General features: G+C 51.6%; 12 protein-coding genes. 7 read left to right on the top strand and 5 right to left on the bottom strand.

Annotation, left to right across the window (positions count from 1 at the left end):
* Positions 1–25 precede the first annotated feature (25 nt).
* The 3 genes from WCY20_RS05050 to ppsA all read right to left on the bottom strand — a co-directional run bounded on the left by WCY20_RS05050 (position 26) and on the right by ppsA (position 6802).
* A complete protein-coding gene (locus tag WCY20_RS05050; RefSeq protein WP_345977497.1) occupies positions 26–1720 on the bottom strand; it encodes a nickel-dependent hydrogenase large subunit in 1695 nt (564 codons plus the stop codon).
* A gap of 135 nt (positions 1721–1855) precedes the next feature.
* Positions 1856–4303 (bottom strand): hydrogenase small subunit, encoded by a 2448-nt coding sequence (locus tag WCY20_RS05045; RefSeq protein ID WP_345977496.1) that lies wholly within the window; start codon positions 4301–4303, stop codon positions 1856–1858.
* Between the two features lie 108 nt (positions 4304–4411).
* Complete coding sequence (gene ppsA / locus WCY20_RS05040; protein WP_345977495.1) at positions 4412–6802, bottom strand: phosphoenolpyruvate synthase; 2391 nt, start codon at positions 6800–6802, stop codon at positions 4412–4414.
* 307 nt (positions 6803–7109) lie between these two features.
* Between ppsA and WCY20_RS05035 the strand changes: the two genes are divergently transcribed.
* Positions 7110–8261, top strand: coding sequence for an MFS transporter (locus WCY20_RS05035; protein ID WP_345977494.1), 1152 nt, complete (start codon positions 7110–7112; stop codon positions 8259–8261).
* 21 nt (positions 8262–8282) lie between these two features.
* Here the strand turns inward: WCY20_RS05035 and WCY20_RS05030 are convergent, their stop codons facing one another.
* Positions 8283–10790 (bottom strand): sugar phosphate nucleotidyltransferase, encoded by a 2508-nt coding sequence (locus tag WCY20_RS05030; RefSeq protein WP_345977493.1) that lies wholly within the window; start codon positions 10788–10790, stop codon positions 8283–8285.
* Between the two features lie 577 nt (positions 10791–11367).
* Here WCY20_RS05030 and WCY20_RS05025 point away from each other — a divergent pair.
* From WCY20_RS05025 to WCY20_RS05015, 3 genes are read left to right on the top strand one after another with little or no spacing between them, the layout of a single operon-like run.
* On the top strand, positions 11368–12327 hold the full coding sequence (locus WCY20_RS05025; RefSeq protein ID WP_345977492.1) for a DUF523 and DUF1722 domain-containing protein: 960 nt from the start codon (positions 11368–11370) through the stop codon (positions 12325–12327).
* A complete protein-coding gene (locus tag WCY20_RS05020) occupies positions 12324–13724 on the top strand; it encodes a deoxyribodipyrimidine photo-lyase (protein ID WP_345977490.1) in 1401 nt (466 codons plus the stop codon). Before WCY20_RS05025 ends, WCY20_RS05020 begins: the two co-directional genes overlap by 4 nt.
* Positions 13725–13760: 36 nt before the next feature.
* Entirely contained in the window at positions 13761–14273 is a 513-nt protein-coding gene (locus tag WCY20_RS05015; RefSeq protein WP_345977488.1) for a lipocalin family protein, read from the top strand.
* A gap of 22 nt (positions 14274–14295) precedes the next feature.
* Here the strand turns inward: WCY20_RS05015 and WCY20_RS05010 are convergent, their stop codons facing one another.
* A complete protein-coding gene (locus WCY20_RS05010; protein ID WP_345977487.1) occupies positions 14296–14424 on the bottom strand; it encodes a hypothetical protein in 129 nt (42 codons plus the stop codon).
* Between the two features lie 15 nt (positions 14425–14439).
* Between WCY20_RS05010 and WCY20_RS05005 the strand changes: the two genes are divergently transcribed.
* The 3 genes from WCY20_RS05005 (at position 14440) to WCY20_RS04995 (ending at position 17060) form a co-directional block, all read left to right on the top strand.
* Positions 14440–15897, top strand: coding sequence for an SDR family oxidoreductase (locus tag WCY20_RS05005; protein ID WP_345977485.1), 1458 nt, complete (start codon positions 14440–14442; stop codon positions 15895–15897).
* A gap of 63 nt (positions 15898–15960) precedes the next feature.
* Positions 15961–16779 (top strand): TIGR01777 family oxidoreductase, encoded by an 819-nt coding sequence (locus tag WCY20_RS05000; protein WP_345977483.1) that lies wholly within the window; start codon positions 15961–15963, stop codon positions 16777–16779.
* An 80-nt stretch (positions 16780–16859) separates the two neighbouring features.
* Positions 16860–17060: a ferrochelatase gene (locus WCY20_RS04995; protein WP_345977482.1), complete on the top strand. Its 201-nt coding sequence runs from the start codon at positions 16860–16862 to the stop codon at positions 17058–17060.
* Positions 17061–17083 lie beyond the last annotated feature (23 nt).

Here is a 17083-nt window from a genome sequence, read left to right as displayed (position 1 = left end):
AAACCGTTGCTACTGTGCACCTGTCTTAAATACTGCAACTGCTGCCCACTTTATAGACGCCCAACGCTCGCCCTTTGGTATCGATCACATGCACGGCACAGGCCAGACACGGATCGAAGGAGTGGACCACACGCAGCACTTCCAGCGGGGCCGAGAGATCCGAAAGCTTGATGCCGACCAGCGACTCTTCGTACGGACCGCGAACACCCTTGGCGTCTTTAGGCGACGCGTTCCACGTCGTCGGAACGACCGCCTGGTAGTTGGCGATCTTTGCCTCTTCGATACGGACGAAGTGCGAAAGCACCCCGCGCGGCACTTCAAATATCCCGCGCCCTTTTGCCTCTTTCGGAAGCGATTCGAAAACGTACTTCGTCCAGGTCTCTTCGTCGTAGTACTTGATGTTCTCGATAAGGTCGCTACAGAAGTCGAAGATATAGTCGCAGCAGATCTGCGCCTCTACTGCACGCGCCGCATTGCGTCCCAGTGTCGTCGAAAAGTCCATCAGATCCAGTCCGGTCGCATCCATAAAATGCTGCATATAGGGCCTGATGACTTTTGACTCTTTCAGGTAGCCGATGACCATCCGTGCGAGCGGCCCAACCTCCATCGGTCTGCCTTTGTATCGCGGCGCCTTGACCCAGCTGTATTTGCCTTCGGTCTTGAGCGTGCCGTCTTCATTCAGATCGGTATAGAACGGTTCTGTCGTCTCCTCGTACGGCGAGGTAGGCACATCGTCAGCGTACCACGAACGTGAGGCCTCTTCGGTAATATGTATCTCGTCAAAGGGCTCTATCTTATCAAAGTCGTGGGCGGTAATAACGCCCCCTTCGAAGAGCTGCTCTGCTTTGCCGAAACGGTAGCCGCCGACAGCTAAGAAGTTACCGCTGCCGCGTCCTTGTCCCGCTTTGATCTCATCGCCGTAGGCTTTTACCGCCATCTTCATATCCGGGATGTAGGCCCGTTCAATAAAGTCGCGGGCCTCTTTGATGATGAACATAAAGTCGTTGAGACGCTGCGGATTGAGCATATCCGCCACACTGGTCACCCCGCCGACAACAAGGTTCTGCGGGTGCGGAGTCTTGCCGGCGAAGATCGCCACCGCCTTGCTCAGTTCGCGCTGGATACGCAGTGCTTCGAGGTAGTGGTTCATATGCACCAGATTCTCCTCAGGAGAGAACCTGTAGGCACTGTGGCCCCAGTAGCCGTTTGCAAAAAGCCCCAGACGTCCCGCTTTGACAAAAGAGCTCAGTTTCTCCTTGACCGCACTCAGATGCCCGGTAGAGTTGCGATAAGGGTGGTCATGATACGATTTTGCCGTCTCCGCCGCATCGGCCGGATCGGCTTCAAGAGCGCTGACGACATCGACATAATCGAGCGAATGCAGCTGATAGTAGTGGACGATGTGGTCCTGTACGAAAAGTGCAAGCGTCACCAGATTACGGATGATCTCCGCATTTTTCGGCAACCCGATCTTATAAGCGTCTTCAACGGCGCTGATGGAAGCACGGTAATGGACATTCGTACAGACCCCGCAGATACGCTGGGCGATCAGCCCTGCATCACGCGGATCTCGCCCTTTAAGAATGATTTCGATACCGCGAAAGAGCTGTCCCGAAGCCCAGGCTTCAGTGACCACGTTGTTCTCATCAACTTCGACTTCGATGCGCAGATGCCCCTCTATCCTTGTGATCGGGTCGATAACGATCTTACGACTCGGCATTTAGTGCCTCCCTTGCATTGGACTGTTGGTCCTGATACGACTCGGCATTTCACGATTCATCATTTAGTGACTCCCTGTATTGTGCTGTTGGCTCTTATACGACTCGGTATTAAAAGTCTCTCCACACCGTGCATTTTAACTCTTCTCTTCATCGGGTTTGTCCTCTTCCGCAAGCGGTCTGTGATTGGCATATTTATCGAAAGCGATCTTGCCGGCACCGCAGGCGAAACAGCCGTGCCCCGCCTGTACCGGCCAGCTCGTCCCTTCATTGAACTTGACCAGGGAGCAGTTGAGATCGGCGTAGGGTCCCTTGCACCCCATCTTAAAGAGGCACCACCCCTTTTTCGCCCCCTCATCGCCCCACTCCAGAACAAACTCGTCAAGGTCGTAGTGGCCGCGGCGTTCGCAGTTGTCATGGACACGGAAGCCGTAGGCCCACTCCGGACGGTTCTTTACGTCGAGCTTTGGCAGTTCGTCGAACATGATGTAGTGCAGCAGTGTACCGACAATGTTGATAGGGTTGACCGGGCAGCCCGGCAGGTTGATGATATCATTTCGTCCAAGGGCTTCGGCGACACCGACGGCTCCCGTCGGGTTCGGTTCTGCGGCAACAACACCCCCGTCAAAGGCGCATGAACCGATGGAGAGTACCGCCGCCGCATTTTCAGCAACACGCTTTAACAGCTTGTAGCCCGTTTCACCCTTCGGCCCGATACGCAGGAACTTGCCGTCCATCCCCATCGGGATCGCCCCTTCGACCATCAGAATATATCGGCCGGCATCGTTCTTGATAATGCTATCAAGCACCGACTCCGACTGATCGCCGGAAGCTGCCATCAGCAGTTCATGGTAATCAAGGGAGATATAGCGTAAAATCAGGTCATCCACCTTCGGATGGGCGGACTTGATAAAGCCTTCAGAGTTGCCGGTACAGTCTGCCAGCTCCAGCCAGATGATCGGGATCTTGTTAAGCTGCTCCACACCCTTACTGACCAGCGGTTCATAGTCGGGATGCAGGTGCATATTTGCCGTGATCATCGAGACCCAGCGGTTATACTCTTTGTTCATATCAAAAGCGCTGATCGCCTCTTCAAGATTTTCACTCGCAATCATGTTTTTCGGATGCAGCGTGTTGAACTTGTCAATTCGATGCTGTACCTTCGCCAGTTCGGCCGCCTTGGCCGCTTCTTCGCGCTCGGCCTTCATACGCGCCGCTGCTTCCGGATCGACCGGCGTATCGGCGATCAGCTGTGCCACATCTTTCTTGCAGCGGCCGCAGACCCGCCCTGCTTCGCTGAAAGGTTTGAGATCGCCAAAGCTCTCGATACAGTTTGTTTGGATGATCTCGACCAGGTCCTGCTCGTAACCGCTGGCGCAGCTGCAGATCAGCTTGCCCCGTTCGCTCACAAGACGGTTGGCGTAAAAATAGGCGGCGTCGACCTTCTCCCCCGACTCCATCATCTGTTTCAGCGCCATGACGTCGATATTGGTGTTGATGCCGATGAAACGGACCAGGCGGTCGTCATTGGTGATGTAGTGGTCAACACGGCTCTCTTTTTTCGATGTAATGACGATCTCTTCGTTATTGCTGTCTTTCGGGTTGTAACGGGTCGATGTCACATCGGCGAGCAGGAAGCTGCCGACTTTAAGCCCGTCGATCGTCACGAACTCCTTGAACCCTTCACCCGCTTTGCCCAGGATCGAAGCGATGGCGGCATCGGCTTCCAAGGTGCACTCTTTCACCCTCCCCGCAATGTAGCCGTCGGGCAACTGTGCCACTTCACCGACGGCATAGATAGATGGATCGCAGCTGCGCATATGTTCATCGACGAGAATCCCCCTGTCCATGTCAAGCACCTCTTTGGCAAGGTCTGCGCTAGGGGTGATACCGACACCGAAAATCAAAAAGGGGTTCTCAATGGTACGCGACTTCATGACGACCTTCGTGATCTCGCCCCCCTCTACTGTCTTGTCAACGATCTCCTCTTCGAGCAGTATCTCGACTCTGGGGTCGGCCTCTTCGTAAATGCGTTTCATCATGGCTATCGAAGCCGGCGTCATCGCCTTGTCATAAAGGTGCTTGCCGCGTGACACAAGGTAGATCTTTTCCGGCCCTTCAAGCGTACACAAGGTATCCAGCAGCTCAAGTCCGATGGGGCCGACCCCCAGCATCACGACGTTTTTCCCCTTCACACGTTCTGCAATGCAGGCGCTGTCATCGGCACTTCTGAAAGTGACCGCGTTTTTCATCCCTTTGATGCCGAAAAGCGTGCGCGGCTTCGAGCCGGTCGCAATAACAAGGATGTCGTAGGCGAAAGCCGAAGATTCGGTGTAGATGCGTTTGGCCGTTCTGTCGATCTGCACGACTTCGGCATTGAGCTCGAGTCCGACACCGGACGGTAGCGGTAACGCGATCTCTTCGATACTCTGGCTGCCGTTGACCAGGGAACAGAGGTGGATACGGTCATAGGGAGGATAGGGTTCTTTTGAAACGATGAGCACTTCATGCTCGGAAGCCTGCTCTTTCAATGCATTTGCCATATAGGCCGCGACGATACCGCCGCCGACGATCACGATACGCATAAACCCCCCCCCTTTTTTTATCTCTCGAAAATTCTCTTATTGTAGCGCACTTTTATTGCCATTACAGGCATCTGAAAAATTCGCGAGCCATCTTCCCTTTTTGGTCACTCAAAGACGCTTTTCAAGTTCGACGACCACCTGACGCATCTTCATCACGGAGTCCGGGTTGAGCGAGATGGAGCTGATACCGTTTTGAACCAGGAACTCCGTGATCTCCGGATAGTCCGACGGGGCCTGCCCGCAGATGCCGACATATTTTCCCTCTTTCTTGCAGGCATCGATCGCCATCTTGAGCATCCGCTTGACCGCTTCGTTCCGTTCGTCGAAGATATGTGCTACCGAGGTGCTGTCACGGTCAACACCGAGGGTGAGCTGGGTCAGGTCGTTGGAGCCGATGCTGTAGCCGTCGAAGACCTTCAGGAACTCGTCTGCGAAAATGACGTTGCTCGGTATCTCGCACATCGCATAGATCTCGAGACCGTTTTCGCCCTGGGTCAGCCCCATCTCATTCATGATGGCGATCACCTTGCGCCCCTCGTCCGGCGTCCTGACAAAGGGGAGCATCAGCTTGACGTTGGTCAATCCCATATCGTCTCGCACTTTTTTCAGGGCTTCGCACTCCCATTTGAAAGCCTCTTTGTACGCATCGGAGTAGTAACGGCTTGCCCCGCGAAAACCGATCATCGGGTTCTCCTCGTCCTTCTCATACGCTTCGCCCCCGAGCATATGCTTGTACTCGTTCGATTTGAAATCACTCGTTCGCACGATCACCGGATTGGGATAAAAGGCGGCGGCGATCATCCCCACCCCTTCAGAGAGTTTATTGACAAAAAAAGTCCGTGGATCGCTGAATCCCTCCATCAGTTTGACAATCGATTCATTGCCCTTTACAAATCGGCCCTGATACATGTCGTAAAGCGCCATCGGGTGTGCTTTGATATGGTTATTGATGATAAACTCCATGCGTGCCAGCCCGACACCCTGGTTGGGGATGAGAGCCAGAGAGAATGCCTGTTCCGGGTTTCCGACGTTCATGAAGAGCTTTGTTTTGGGCTCCTGCATATCGCTCAGATCGATCGACTCCACTTCAAAAGCGATCTCTCCCTCATACACATACCCCACTTCTCCTTCCGCACAGCAGACACTCACCTCCATGCCGTCATGTAGAAGCTCTGTCGCATTGGCGGTACCGACAATGGCACTCACACCGATCTCCCGCGCCACGATCGCCGCATGGCAGGTGCGTCCGCCCTTGTTCGTCACAATGGCAGCCGCCTTTTTCATCAGCGGTTCCCAGTCGGGGTCCGTGATATCGGCGACAAGTACCTCTCCGGCCTGGAAACGGGACGCTTCGCTCAGATCCCGGATCACTTTCACCACACCGGTTCCGATCTTCTCGCCGATGGCCTGACCGCTCAGCAGACGGGTCCGTTTCGAGGTGTCCTCTTTTACCGTGTACTTTTCGATATGATCGGCATCCTTGGAACGCTGACGTTTGGAGTGCACCGTCTCGGGGCGGGCCTGCACGATGTAGAGATTGCCATCTATACTGTCTTTGGCCCACTCTATATCCATCGCCACACCGTAATGGTCTTCAATGGCGAGGGCATAACGCGCCAGAGTCACCACCTCATCGTCACTGAGCGAAAAGCTTGCTCGTTCACTCTCCGTTGTCGAAATATTGAGTGTCTTGTGCTTGTCATCGTAGATCATCTTCATCTCTTTGGAACCGAGCTGTCGTTTGATGATCGCATTTTTGTCCGCTTTGAGTGTCGGTTTGAAGACATAGAACTCGTCCGGATTGATGCGCCCGCCGACGATATTCTCGCCCAGCCCGAAAACAGAGTTGATCGTGATTACATTGTTGCTGCCGCTCTGGGTATCGATGGTAAATATCACCCCGCTGCTTGCCTGGTCGCTGCGGACCATCTTCTGGACGCCCACGCATAGCGCCACCTGTCGATGGTCAAAACCGCGGCTTGATCGATAACTGATGGCGCGGTCGGTAAAAAGCGAAGCATAACAGCGCTTGACATGCAGGATCAGTGCTGACTCACCGCAGACGTTCAAAAAACTCTCCTGCTGTCCGGCAAAACTGGCATCGGGAAGATCTTCCGCAGTAGCCGAGGAGCGCACGGCAACATCGATCTCTTTCTTGCCGTAGGTCTTAGAAAGTTCCCTGTAGGCTTCAACAAGCTCAGCCTCTAATTCAGACGGAAGCGACTCGTTCAGGATAAGTTCGCGCACCGCTTTACCGCATGACTGCAGCTGTGCGACATTTGTTACATCCAGGTCCCCGATCAGAGCTTCGATACGTTCCGAAAGGCCGTTTTGAGAAAGCAGAAGGTCATAGGCATCTTTCGTCGTCGAAAAACCGTTGGGAACATTGACCCCCAAACTCGCCAGATGTTGATACATCTCACCGAGACTCGCATTTTTACCGCCAACTAGTCCGACATCGTTAATACCTACCGTTTCAAAAAACCTGATGTACTCCATTCTGCACTCCTAGAATATTTCTTCTCTTAAGCATACCATGAATTCAGCTCCTTTCCAAGCGATACGCATCACGAAGAGAGAGTAAATTTTTCCCTGCCGGGTCCAGAGTTCGTCGGTGTAAATCAACAGAGAATATTGAGCGCACCCGTTATAAGCAACACTATCCTATTGTAACGGCCCTATACAGGAACCGTTTCTTCCTCCTCTTCTCTTAAACAGCTATAATTCTCTTTTATATAATTTTCCACCCCGCTCTGTGAAGAGCCGAAGCAACGCCCAGTTTGCTATAGAATATTTAGGAACTATTTTGCACAAAATAAGCAAACCAACCAAGCAGACACTGCTTTTTATATCGATGACGACAATGATGTCCAATGTGGCGATCGTTACAACCCTGCCCCACCTCAAAGAATACTTTACTGCAACACAGTATATTGATCTTTTGTCACGACTGATGATCACCCTTCCCTCCCTCTCAATCGCATTGCTGGCACCTTTTTTAGGGCATATTATCCATGCGGCCGGACGAAAAAACGCGGCGGTTTCTGCCCTTTTGCTGTTTGCGCTTGCGGGGAGTGCGGGACTCTATCTGGAGACGATGAACCTCCTTCTCTTTTCCAGGGCACTTCTCGGGGTAGCCATTGCCGTGTTGATGATCGTCTCGACGTCACTCGTAGGGGATTATTTCAAAGGCGAAGCACGCCACAGATTCATGGGGCTTCAAAGTGCCTTTGTCGCTGTCGGCGGCGTTATATTTGTCGTCGGCGGCGGGGTTCTCTCCGATCTCAACTGGCGTTTTCCCTTCGGTATCTACCTGATCGGTTTTGTGTTCGTCCCTTTCGTCGTAAAGTTTCTGGTTGAATACGGCAAAGACAGCGATGAGTCGCTTGAAGAAAATCTCAATCCCAACCTGCTCGGCATCTATGTCCTCGCTTTTTTGCTGATGCTCATCTTTTACATCCTGCCCACCCAGATGCCTTTTTTGATCATCAACCATTTCGGAGCCAGCGGCACGGTAACAGGCGCGGTCATATCGCTGGCCTTTGTCTTCAACGCGCTGGGTGCCCTCGCCTTTGCGAAACTCAAAAGAAAGTTCTCGTTTGAGGCCATCTACCTCATAGGCATGGGAATAATCAGTATCGGGTTTGTTTTAATCGGCGTTGTCGACCATGTCAGGTATTTCTTTTTCACCTCGCCTCTGATGGGCTTCGGCGGCGGCATTTTGATGACCAATATTGCCGCATGGATGTTGCATAAAGCGCACCATACCAAAAGAGTAAAAGCTTCGGGCTATCTGACCAGCTCGCTCTTTCTGGGACAGTTTTTTTCGCCTATCATTTTTTACCCGCTTGTTAACTATTTCGGCGTGCAGCATTTTTTTATCGCCGTAGGGGTGATGATCGCTCTTGTAAGTTCTTTTGCAGGCATACTGACGATCAAAGCTTATGCAATGAAGTGAGTTATATAACTCATCTCACGCTTATGCCTTGGACCACTTCTCGATCTTGGCCGTATATTCGGCAAGGATCGCCTCCCCTTTTTCCTCATTTTCGGCCTGTATGTAGAGGTTGAGATGGTCGCTGTACTGATCAGGGATCATCAGTATCCAGTCGTTTTTATCCAGCCATATCTTGACACCGTCAAGCGTCGAGGAGTCTTTGCCCCTGGCATCTTCAAGAAACATACGCATCATCTTGCCCTTAAAGGCCTGCGAACATTTTGCCTGAAACATACGGTAGTAAAAGCTCGGAAGTGAATCGATCAGCTCGGAAAGTCTGACATTGTGTTTTAACATCATTTCAAGAATCTTCAAGGTCGCGTACATCGAGTCGCGGTGCGTCGTAAATTCGGTAAAGGCAAAGTTCCCTTCGCCTGTCGCCACAAGATCATATTTTTTCAGCTGTTCGGCATTGAAGTTCACGTACTGTCCGCGTGCGATTTCAAGGTGGTCAAAGTCAACAATATCTGCTGCCCATGTCGGCAGGAAGACACGTTTTGTTGTCTTTGTCGCTTTTGCTTCCATATTCAGAAGAGAGAGGACCACATTCAAAGCGGTCTCTTTTCCAAGCAATGCACCCTGATCACACATGATATCGAGACGCTGTCCATACGGGTAAAGCAGAAAACCGACATCAAGTTTAAGCGCTTTGATGACTTCACGCATATCCTCATTCGATTGTTTGCTCATGGTGTTGATATTTGCCAGACGATGCCCGTCCGGATGCGTATTAAACATGATGTTGTGCACACCCAGATCATTTAAGATATCCGGGAAGACTTCTGCCGCTATTCCGTGCATCATATCGACCGCGATCCTGCATTCATTATCTTTGAACAATTGGGACTGAAGCAAGTCCGCCATACATTTCTTATAAGCCCGGTATTCATGCACATGATCGGACTCTTTGATCTGACCGATCCTTGAAAAATCCACACGGCGGAAGGTCTCTTTGAAAAAAGCCTTCTCCACTTTTTTGGCAACGTCATTGTTGATACGCAGCGCTTCACAGTTGTAAAAAGTGATGACGGTACTGGTCGGATCATCGATCTTCTGGCGGAAATGGATACCGGCCGCATAGTCATCCTTCGTTATAAGATTACAGCGCAATATTGCCGAAGGAATAGCCCTGTAGTCGATGACATCAAGACCCGCCGAGACCAGCCCGCCGATAAAGGCACGTTTGAGCATACGTGAGCTTTTATGATAATCCCTTGAGACAAGAACAGTCGAACCCACCGACAGCTGAGTGGCAAGCGCCTCCGCCAGTTTGGTGGCCATCTCGCACGAGAGTTCGACATTTGACTGCCCGATAACCATCCCGTGTTCAAAAATAGAATTTTTATACCTGCTGCCTAAAACCATATTGTGACTGATAATGGCAGCCTCTTCGATCATCTTGTCCGGCCAGATCGTGATATCTTTTTCCACAGTGACCAACTGTCCGATCTCACACCCTTCTGCCAGGATCAATCCCGCCTTTGCCGTGACATTCTTGCCGATCTCGTTGTCATTGCAGATCACACAGCCGTCAAGCAGCGTATTGCGGTCAATGTTGACATTGTTCCAGATAACGCTATTGCGGACTTTGCTCTCCGGACCGATGGTGATATTGTCACCGATGACCACATTGTTAAGTTTGACACCTTGTGCAATCGAGACATTTTTTCCCAATACGACCGTACCGATGAGTTCGACACTTTTGTCGAGATCATACTCTTCTTCGCTGTAAAGGGTGGCATCAGGAAAAGCACGCTTTTGCCCGCCTATTTTGACTTTGACCTTTCCGGAGAGAATATCCTCATACACATCCCGGTAGCTCTCGGGATTTCCAACGTCACGCCAATAGCCTTCGGCATACCCGGCTATAAGATCAACACCTTCACGCATAAGGCGGGGAAAAAGGTCTTTGGCAAAGTCAAAGTTTTCATGGCTTGGGATATAATCAAGGATCTCCGGTTCGATCACGTATATACCCGTATTGATCGTATCGCTGAAGACCTCGCCCCAGCTCGGCTTTTCAAGGAACTTCTCGATCTTACCCTCTTCATTGGCGATCACGACGCCAAATTCCAGAGGATTGTCGACTGATGTCAGGGTGATGGTCAGTTTGGACTGCTTCGCTTTGTGATAGTCGAAGATCTTCTGGAAATCAAAATTGGTCACCAGGTCACCGCTGATAATGATGAAGTTGTCGTTGCCGATATGTTCCTGTGCCAATTTGACGGCACCGGCCGTGCCGTAGTCGTCATCGGGAACGACATAGGTGATCTTGATGCCGAAATCGCTGCCGTCTCCGAAGTGTTCCATGATGATCTCGGGCTTGAAATAAAGCAGGACTATAAACTCTGTGATCCCGAGGTCCTTGAGACTCATCATCGTATGTTCCATCATCGGTCTGTTCATGATCGGTAGCATCGGTTTTGGCCGGGAGTTAGTAAGTGGTTGGATCCTGGTTCCGAATCCGCCTGCCATGACAACAGCTTTCATTCATTCTCCTTAGGTTAGGCAAATATGTGTAGTTTTATACAGTCCTAAAACTGCTTTGTAGTGTAATTGTTTTGAATCTTGATTATTCTAGAAAGGTGGTTTCAGAGATTTGCAAGAACAATCTGTACAGATTTACACCTCTATGATTGAACATAAACACACACTTTTTCAAACGAAGATTAAATTTTTTTTGTTCAAAGCGTGAAATTATATGTTATTTTATTCTAGCATAAATGTCAGAAAAACAATATGGTTATACTATACGCCTTGCCTCTGATAAACACTTTGTTCCCATAATACGCACAAAAATATTTGTCGTTTCCGATAGCAAGTAAATGAGAATACAGATGATAACATATAAGAGTCTCTAATGTATCGGCTATCACATCTGGGACAATACACTTATAGACTTTGCCTGCAAGCTAAATGCGATCTTATAACAGATTTTGACCCAAATAGCTGTCAATCCCATTAGAAGCAACCGTTTAATAAGCTTTTCGACGACTAATTGACATTTATGGTTTACCAGTTAAATCTCTTTTGTTATAGACTATGTATATCACTAAGGAGAGCCCAGATGAAAGTTGTATTGAACATCGCTGTATCAGGCTGTCTGCTTGGCCAAAAGATCCGCTTTGACGGCGGCCACAAACAGGACCGTTTCATCACCGACGAACTGGCACGATTTGCCACCTTCACTTCCTTCTGTCCCGAACACCTTACTTTCGGAACGCCCAGACCTTCCGTAAGGGTCGTACGCCGGAAAGACGGGACTGTCATCGAGTCCAATAAGAGCGGTGCCGATGTCACAAAAATGTTGACGGAGGGATCGCAGCAGGAGCTTTCCTCTATCTCGCAGCACCCTCTCGGCGGCATCATCTTCAAATCAAACTCGCCGAGCTGTGGTCTCGGCAGCGCCAAGGCCTACCTTCCGAATGGCTTTGCCGAAGGTAAAACGGACGGGGTGTTTGCCCGGCTCTGCAGAGAGAAATTTCCTCTTCTTCCGATGGAAGAGGAAGGACGCCTCAACGACCCGTGGCTGCGCGAGAATTTTGTCATGCAGCTCTTTGCCTATGGCGCGTTTGAGCAGTTCAAGGGAAGCGGGCCGAGCATGAAAAAGCTGATTGACTTTCATCAGCGCCACAAGTTCATGCTTCAGGCCAAAGACGAACGCGCCTACCGCATGCTCGGCAATATTGTCGGCAACCGTACGCAGCAGGAGTTTACGCAACTTTTGGCCCGATATGAGACGATTTTTAAAACGGCCATCGCCCGCAAAAGCAGCATCGGCAAGACGCGCAATGTGCTTGAACATATGGCCGGGTTTGTCAAAAACAACCTGACGCCGGTTGAAAAAGAGATGCTGCATGAGCAGATTCGTGACTACGCGGCGACGATCATCCCGCTGATCGTCCCCCTCAGCACCCTGGAAATCTTCGCCAGAAAATATGAGGCCGATTATCTCCTGTCACAGGCTTTTTTAAGACCCTATCCCAAAGAGCTGGCGCTGCGTTCGGATATAAGAAGCGGAAAATGAGACGTCTGCTCTGGTTCCGGCGAGACCTTAGGGTTGAGGATAATCCCCTGCTTGCGCTGGGCGGCAAGGTGCTGCCGATCTTTATATTCGATACACGAATATTGCGCCCGCTGCAGCCGGATGACCGTCGGGTCTCCTTTATCTTTTCGCAGGTGATGCGGCTTAAGGAAGAGCTTCGCAAGAGAGGGCTCGACCTCAAGATCTTTTTCGGCGACCCGCTTGAAATCTTCGCATCGCTGGCAAAGCTGGGGTTTGACGAAGTAGCTGCCAGCGGCGACTACGACACCTATGCCAGAGAACGCGACCGGCAGGTCTCGCATCTGATCTCCTTCCGCTATCTTCATGACACCTATATCTTCAAACCGGAGGAGGTCGTAAAGCCGGACGGAACCCCGTACCTCCTCTTCACCCCTTTTTACAACCGTGCCAAGAAGCTTTTCACTTCTGAACATATGCGCGAATATACCGCTGCCGAACAGCAGCTTTTTACGACCTCCTATGAAGGGATCACACAGCTGCAATCCGCCAAAGTGCGTCTATTGCCGCTGCAGATCACTTCTATCGGTTTTAATGCGAACAGCCCGGATACGACTGCTCCCGGTGAAAAGCTGAAACATCTGGCCGGCCATTTGAACCGTTATGCGCATGACCGGGACTACCCCGCTCTTGAGGCCACCTCGGCCCTCAGCGCCGATCTGCGTTTCGGGACCATCTCGATCCGTGCTGTCTTACGCTTTCTGGCAGAGCAGAAAAAGAGGGGCATCGAGACCGAACCTCTCTTCAGACAGCTGGTCTTTCGTGACTTCTACGCCTCTCTGCTCTACCATTTCCCCCATCTTGCGACAGAGAATTTCCGTTACCCTTTTAAAGGTGTTGTGGACAAGGCGGCGTACGATGCTTTCACACTGGCAAAAACAGGTGTGCCGATCGTCGATGCCGGCATCAGAGAGCTGCTCGAGACAGGCAAAATGCACAACCGTGTCCGGATGGTCTGTGCCTCGTTCTTTACCAAGGAGCTGCTGCTGCCGTGGCAGTGGGGCGAAGCTTTCTTTGCCCGGCACCTGCTTGACTACGACGCCGCCTCGAACATCCTCTCCTGGCAGTGGAGCGCCGGTACGGGTGTCGATCCCCAGCCCTATTTCCGGATCTTCAACCCCTATCTTCAAGCCAAAAAGTTTGACAGGGAAGCCCGTTACATCAAACACTGGCTGCCGGAACTGGCCAATGTGGAAGCGCGACTACTGCATGATGAGCATTTTTTGCAGACCAACACTTTGGCCGATTACCCGCAACCTATTGTCGAGCGTAAAAAAGCGCTGCAAAGAGCAAAAGCATATTTTGCCCGTGCGCTTGGCAAAGATGATGAATCAACAGATTATGGCTACGAACGGTTGTAGGATTGGGTTATACTTGTTGTAAAGAAAGGATTCCAAATGTACCGACTATTTTTGCTTTTTATTGCTTTGTTCGCCGCGAGCGGGTGTACCAACAGCTATGCTCCCTTGCCGACGGTCCAGAACGTTGATATCGAACGGTACAGCGGGAGATGGTATGAGATTGCCCGTTATGAGCACTATTTTGAGAAAGGGTGCCGCAATGTGACAGCGGATTACGGTATCCGCGAAGACGGAGAGATCGGAGTGCTAAACCGCTGCACGACAGAAGGGAAGCGCGTCAAAGAGGCTAAAGGTGTAGCCTATGCTACTGATGTAAGTAACAGCAAGCTGAAGGTCAGCTTCTTCCGCCCTTTTTACGGCGACTACTGGATATTAATGCTTGACAAGGAGTACCGCTACGCCGTTGTAGGCGATCCGTCGAGAGCATATCTCTGGATCCTGTCTCGCAAACCGACGCTAGAAGGCGAGATCACGGAGGAGATATTGGCCGGTCTGCCGGCGTTGGGTTATGACACTGCCAAACTGATCTGGACAGAACAGGAGCAGTAGCATGTTTGCAAGGAGTGTCCAGTTAGAATTCAGCAGCGAAATAGCCGCTCCGTTCGGCGCGCTCTTTGCCTTTCATAAGGTGGACGAAGTCTTTTTGTGTCCCATTGCCGTTGACCCTGACCCGGGTGGTACGTACGGATTGATTGATCAAAAGGGGTGATGAGCTATGAAGAGCCTACAGAAAAAACAGCGTATTCTTCTTACCGGTGCAACGGGTTATATCGGGCGCCGTTTAAAGCAGCAGCTTCTCGGAGATGAGAAGGTGAGTCTCCACCTGCTGGTGCGCCATCCGGACTCTCTCGGCACTGCAGCCCGTAAACGTGCCAAAGTCTTTGTAGGAAGCACCTTTGATACAGAGGTGCTTGAGCAGGCGATGAAAGGTGTGCAGATCGCCTACTATCTCGTCCACTCACTGGGCAGCGAAGATTTTGCCGAGCGTGACAGGATCAGTGCGAAAAACTTCCGTGATGCCGCGATCGGGGCCGGGGTGGAGAAGATCATCTACCTCGGCGGGCTCGGCATCGTCAACGAAGCGACCAGCGAGCATCTGCTCAGCCGGATCGAGACGGGGAGGATTCTGAGCGAATACCCAAAGAAGATTGATGTCATCTGGTTTCGTGCCGGCGTCATCATCGGATCGGGGAGTGCCAGTTTCGAGATCATCCGCCATCTTATCCAGAAACTCCCGGTCATGATCACACCTAAATGGGTACGGACCCGTGCCCAGCCGATCGGCATAGATGATGTCATCAGCTACCTTGACCATGCAAGGCAGGCGCGTATAACAGGAAGCCACATGGTCGATATAGGCTCGGAGGTACTCTGTTATCAGGAGATGATGCAGCAGTGTGCCGAGGTAATGGGCCTCAAACGTTTTATCCTCCCGGTCCCCTTTCTCTCTATCGGCCTCTCATCCTACTGGCTAAACCTCTTTACGCCCGTCCCATTCAACGTCGCATACTCTTTGATCAAAGGGCTTCGCTCGGAGGTAGTCGTTCAAAACGACACGGCCAACATACTCTTTGGTGATATCCGCCCCGCCTCTTTCAAGGAGAGTATTCGCAAGGCGCTGCAGGAGGCAGAGCAGAACCAGGTCATCAGCCGTTGGAGCGACGGCGGTAACGGCGTCTGGGAGACGGACCATAAACACTCCATCGCCGATGCGCTCTTCGTCGACAGACAGATCCGGCCTCTTGGAGACCTCAGCAGTGAGCGCGTTTACCGAAGCTGCCTTGCGATCGGCGGCGTCAACGGCTGGTTCCGTTATGGTTGGCTATGGAAGATCAGAGGCGTTATCGACAAGATGGCCGGCGGTGCAGGTCTTAACCGGGGCAGACGATCGCAGACCGAACTCCGTATCGGTGACAGCCTGGACTTCTGGAAGGTCGTCGATATCAAAGCGAATGAGCGACTGCTTCTGTATGCACAGATGCGTCTTCCCGGCAAGGCGTGGCTGGAGTTCAGAATCGATGACGGCCAATTGATACAGAGTGCCTATTTTCTTCCGAAAGGGGTGCTGGGAAGACTCTACTGGTTTGCTCTTGTCCCGGTACATTACCTTGTATTTCGGGATATGGTCCGCTCTGTTTTACAACATGCACAGAATGAACAAGGTGCAAAGTAAGTGCGGAAAAAAGATACCGGATGCCGCCAAAAAAGTCTATACTGTTAAAACAGGAGGTGTATTATGAAGATCGCATTGACAGGAGCGAGCGGATTTGTCGGAGCCGCTCTGCAGAAGACCTTTGACGACTGTGTCATTATCGCCCGAGATGATGACGAAGCGGCTATACTCAAGAAACTCAAGGCGGTGGATGTCGTCATCAACCTTGCCGGGGCACCCATTATCAAGCGCTGGAGCGACCCCTATAAAAAAGTGTTGCTGGAGAGCCGCATCGCAACGACCCGAAAGCTCGTCAGGGCGATCAACCAAAGCGGGGTCAAACACTTTATCTCCACCTCGGCCATCGGGATCTACCCCGATGGCCTCAGGTGTGACGAATTGACGACAGAGATCGCCGGCGACTTCCTCGGTATGCTCGCCAGAGAGTGGGAAGTCGAGGCCCTTGCCTGCCATAAACCGACCACGATCCTGCGCTTTGGGGTCATCCTGGGGCCCGACGGCGGTGCGCTTGCTCAGATGCTGACCCCGTTTCGTCTGGGTGTCGGCGGCATCATCGGCAACGGCAGGATGATGACAAGCTGGATCGACATCGGTGATTTGATGAAGATCTACCGGTTTGTCATCGAACGGCACCTCAGCGGCATCTTCAATGCCGTTTCCCCGAATCCTGTCACCAATTACGTCTTTACCAAAACACTGGGTGGTGTTTTGCACCGCCCGACCATCCTGCCGATTCCCGAATTCGCCCTGCGGATCATGTACGGCGAGGCGGCATCTGTTTTGACCGGTTCCAAAGAGGTCTACCCCAGAGCACTGACTGAAGCGGGTTTCGCTTTTGACTATCCAAACCTTGAAAGTTCACTAAAACACCTGCTTGGATAGGTGTTTTCTACCAGTTGACATTTCACCCTACCAAGAGAGCCTCGCAAAGCGTAAGATCGCACTAAAAAAAGCGAGCAGACATGAAACGTGCAATCTTACTGATGAACATGGGCGAGCCAAACAGTCTGGACGAAGTGGAACTCTTTTTGAGCAACATGGTCAACGACAGACGCATCATCGCCGAAAGCATAACATGGCGCAAAAAAGAGAAAGCCAAAAGCAATGACGCGACCCTGAGTGCGACGGACCGCCTATCCGGGACTACACCTGAGAGCTTATAGCCGCTTTGCAAAGCACTACTATG

Origin of the sequence: Sulfurimonas sp. HSL3-7, from assembly GCF_039645985.1 — a bacterium.
GTDB classification, from domain to species: Bacteria; Campylobacterota; Campylobacteria; order Campylobacterales; family Sulfurimonadaceae; genus Sulfonitrofixus; species Sulfonitrofixus jiaomeiensis.
Note: the sequence above shows the minus strand (reverse complement) of the source record. Positions and strands in the feature narration are given on the sequence as shown.

Bases quoted from the DNA above. Each gene is read 5' to 3' on its own strand.
- ppsA (WP_345977495.1), bottom strand. From the start codon at position 6,802: ATGGAGTACATCAGGTTTTTTGAAACGGTAGGTATTAACGATGTCGGA.
- WCY20_RS05005 (WP_345977485.1), top strand. From the start codon at position 14,440: ATGAAGAGCCTACAGAAAAAACAGCGTATTCTTCTTACCGGTGCAACG.
- WCY20_RS05030 (WP_345977493.1), bottom strand. From the start codon at position 10,790: ATGAAAGCTGTTGTCATGGCAGGCGGATTCGGAACCAGGATCCAACCA.
- WCY20_RS05000 (WP_345977483.1), top strand. From the start codon at position 15,961: ATGAAGATCGCATTGACAGGAGCGAGCGGATTTGTCGGAGCCGCTCTG.
- WCY20_RS05045 (WP_345977496.1), bottom strand. From the start codon at position 4,303: ATGCGTATCGTGATCGTCGGCGGCGGTATCGTCGCGGCCTATATGGCA.
- WCY20_RS05025 (WP_345977492.1), top strand. From the start codon at position 11,368: ATGAAAGTTGTATTGAACATCGCTGTATCAGGCTGTCTGCTTGGCCAA.
- WCY20_RS05020 (WP_345977490.1), top strand. From the start codon at position 12,324: ATGAGACGTCTGCTCTGGTTCCGGCGAGACCTTAGGGTTGAGGATAAT.
- WCY20_RS05050 (WP_345977497.1), bottom strand. From the start codon at position 1,720: ATGCCGAGTCGTAAGATCGTTATCGACCCGATCACAAGGATAGAGGGG.
- WCY20_RS04995 (WP_345977482.1), top strand. From the start codon at position 16,860: ATGAAACGTGCAATCTTACTGATGAACATGGGCGAGCCAAACAGTCTG.
- WCY20_RS05015 (WP_345977488.1), top strand. From the start codon at position 13,761: ATGTACCGACTATTTTTGCTTTTTATTGCTTTGTTCGCCGCGAGCGGG.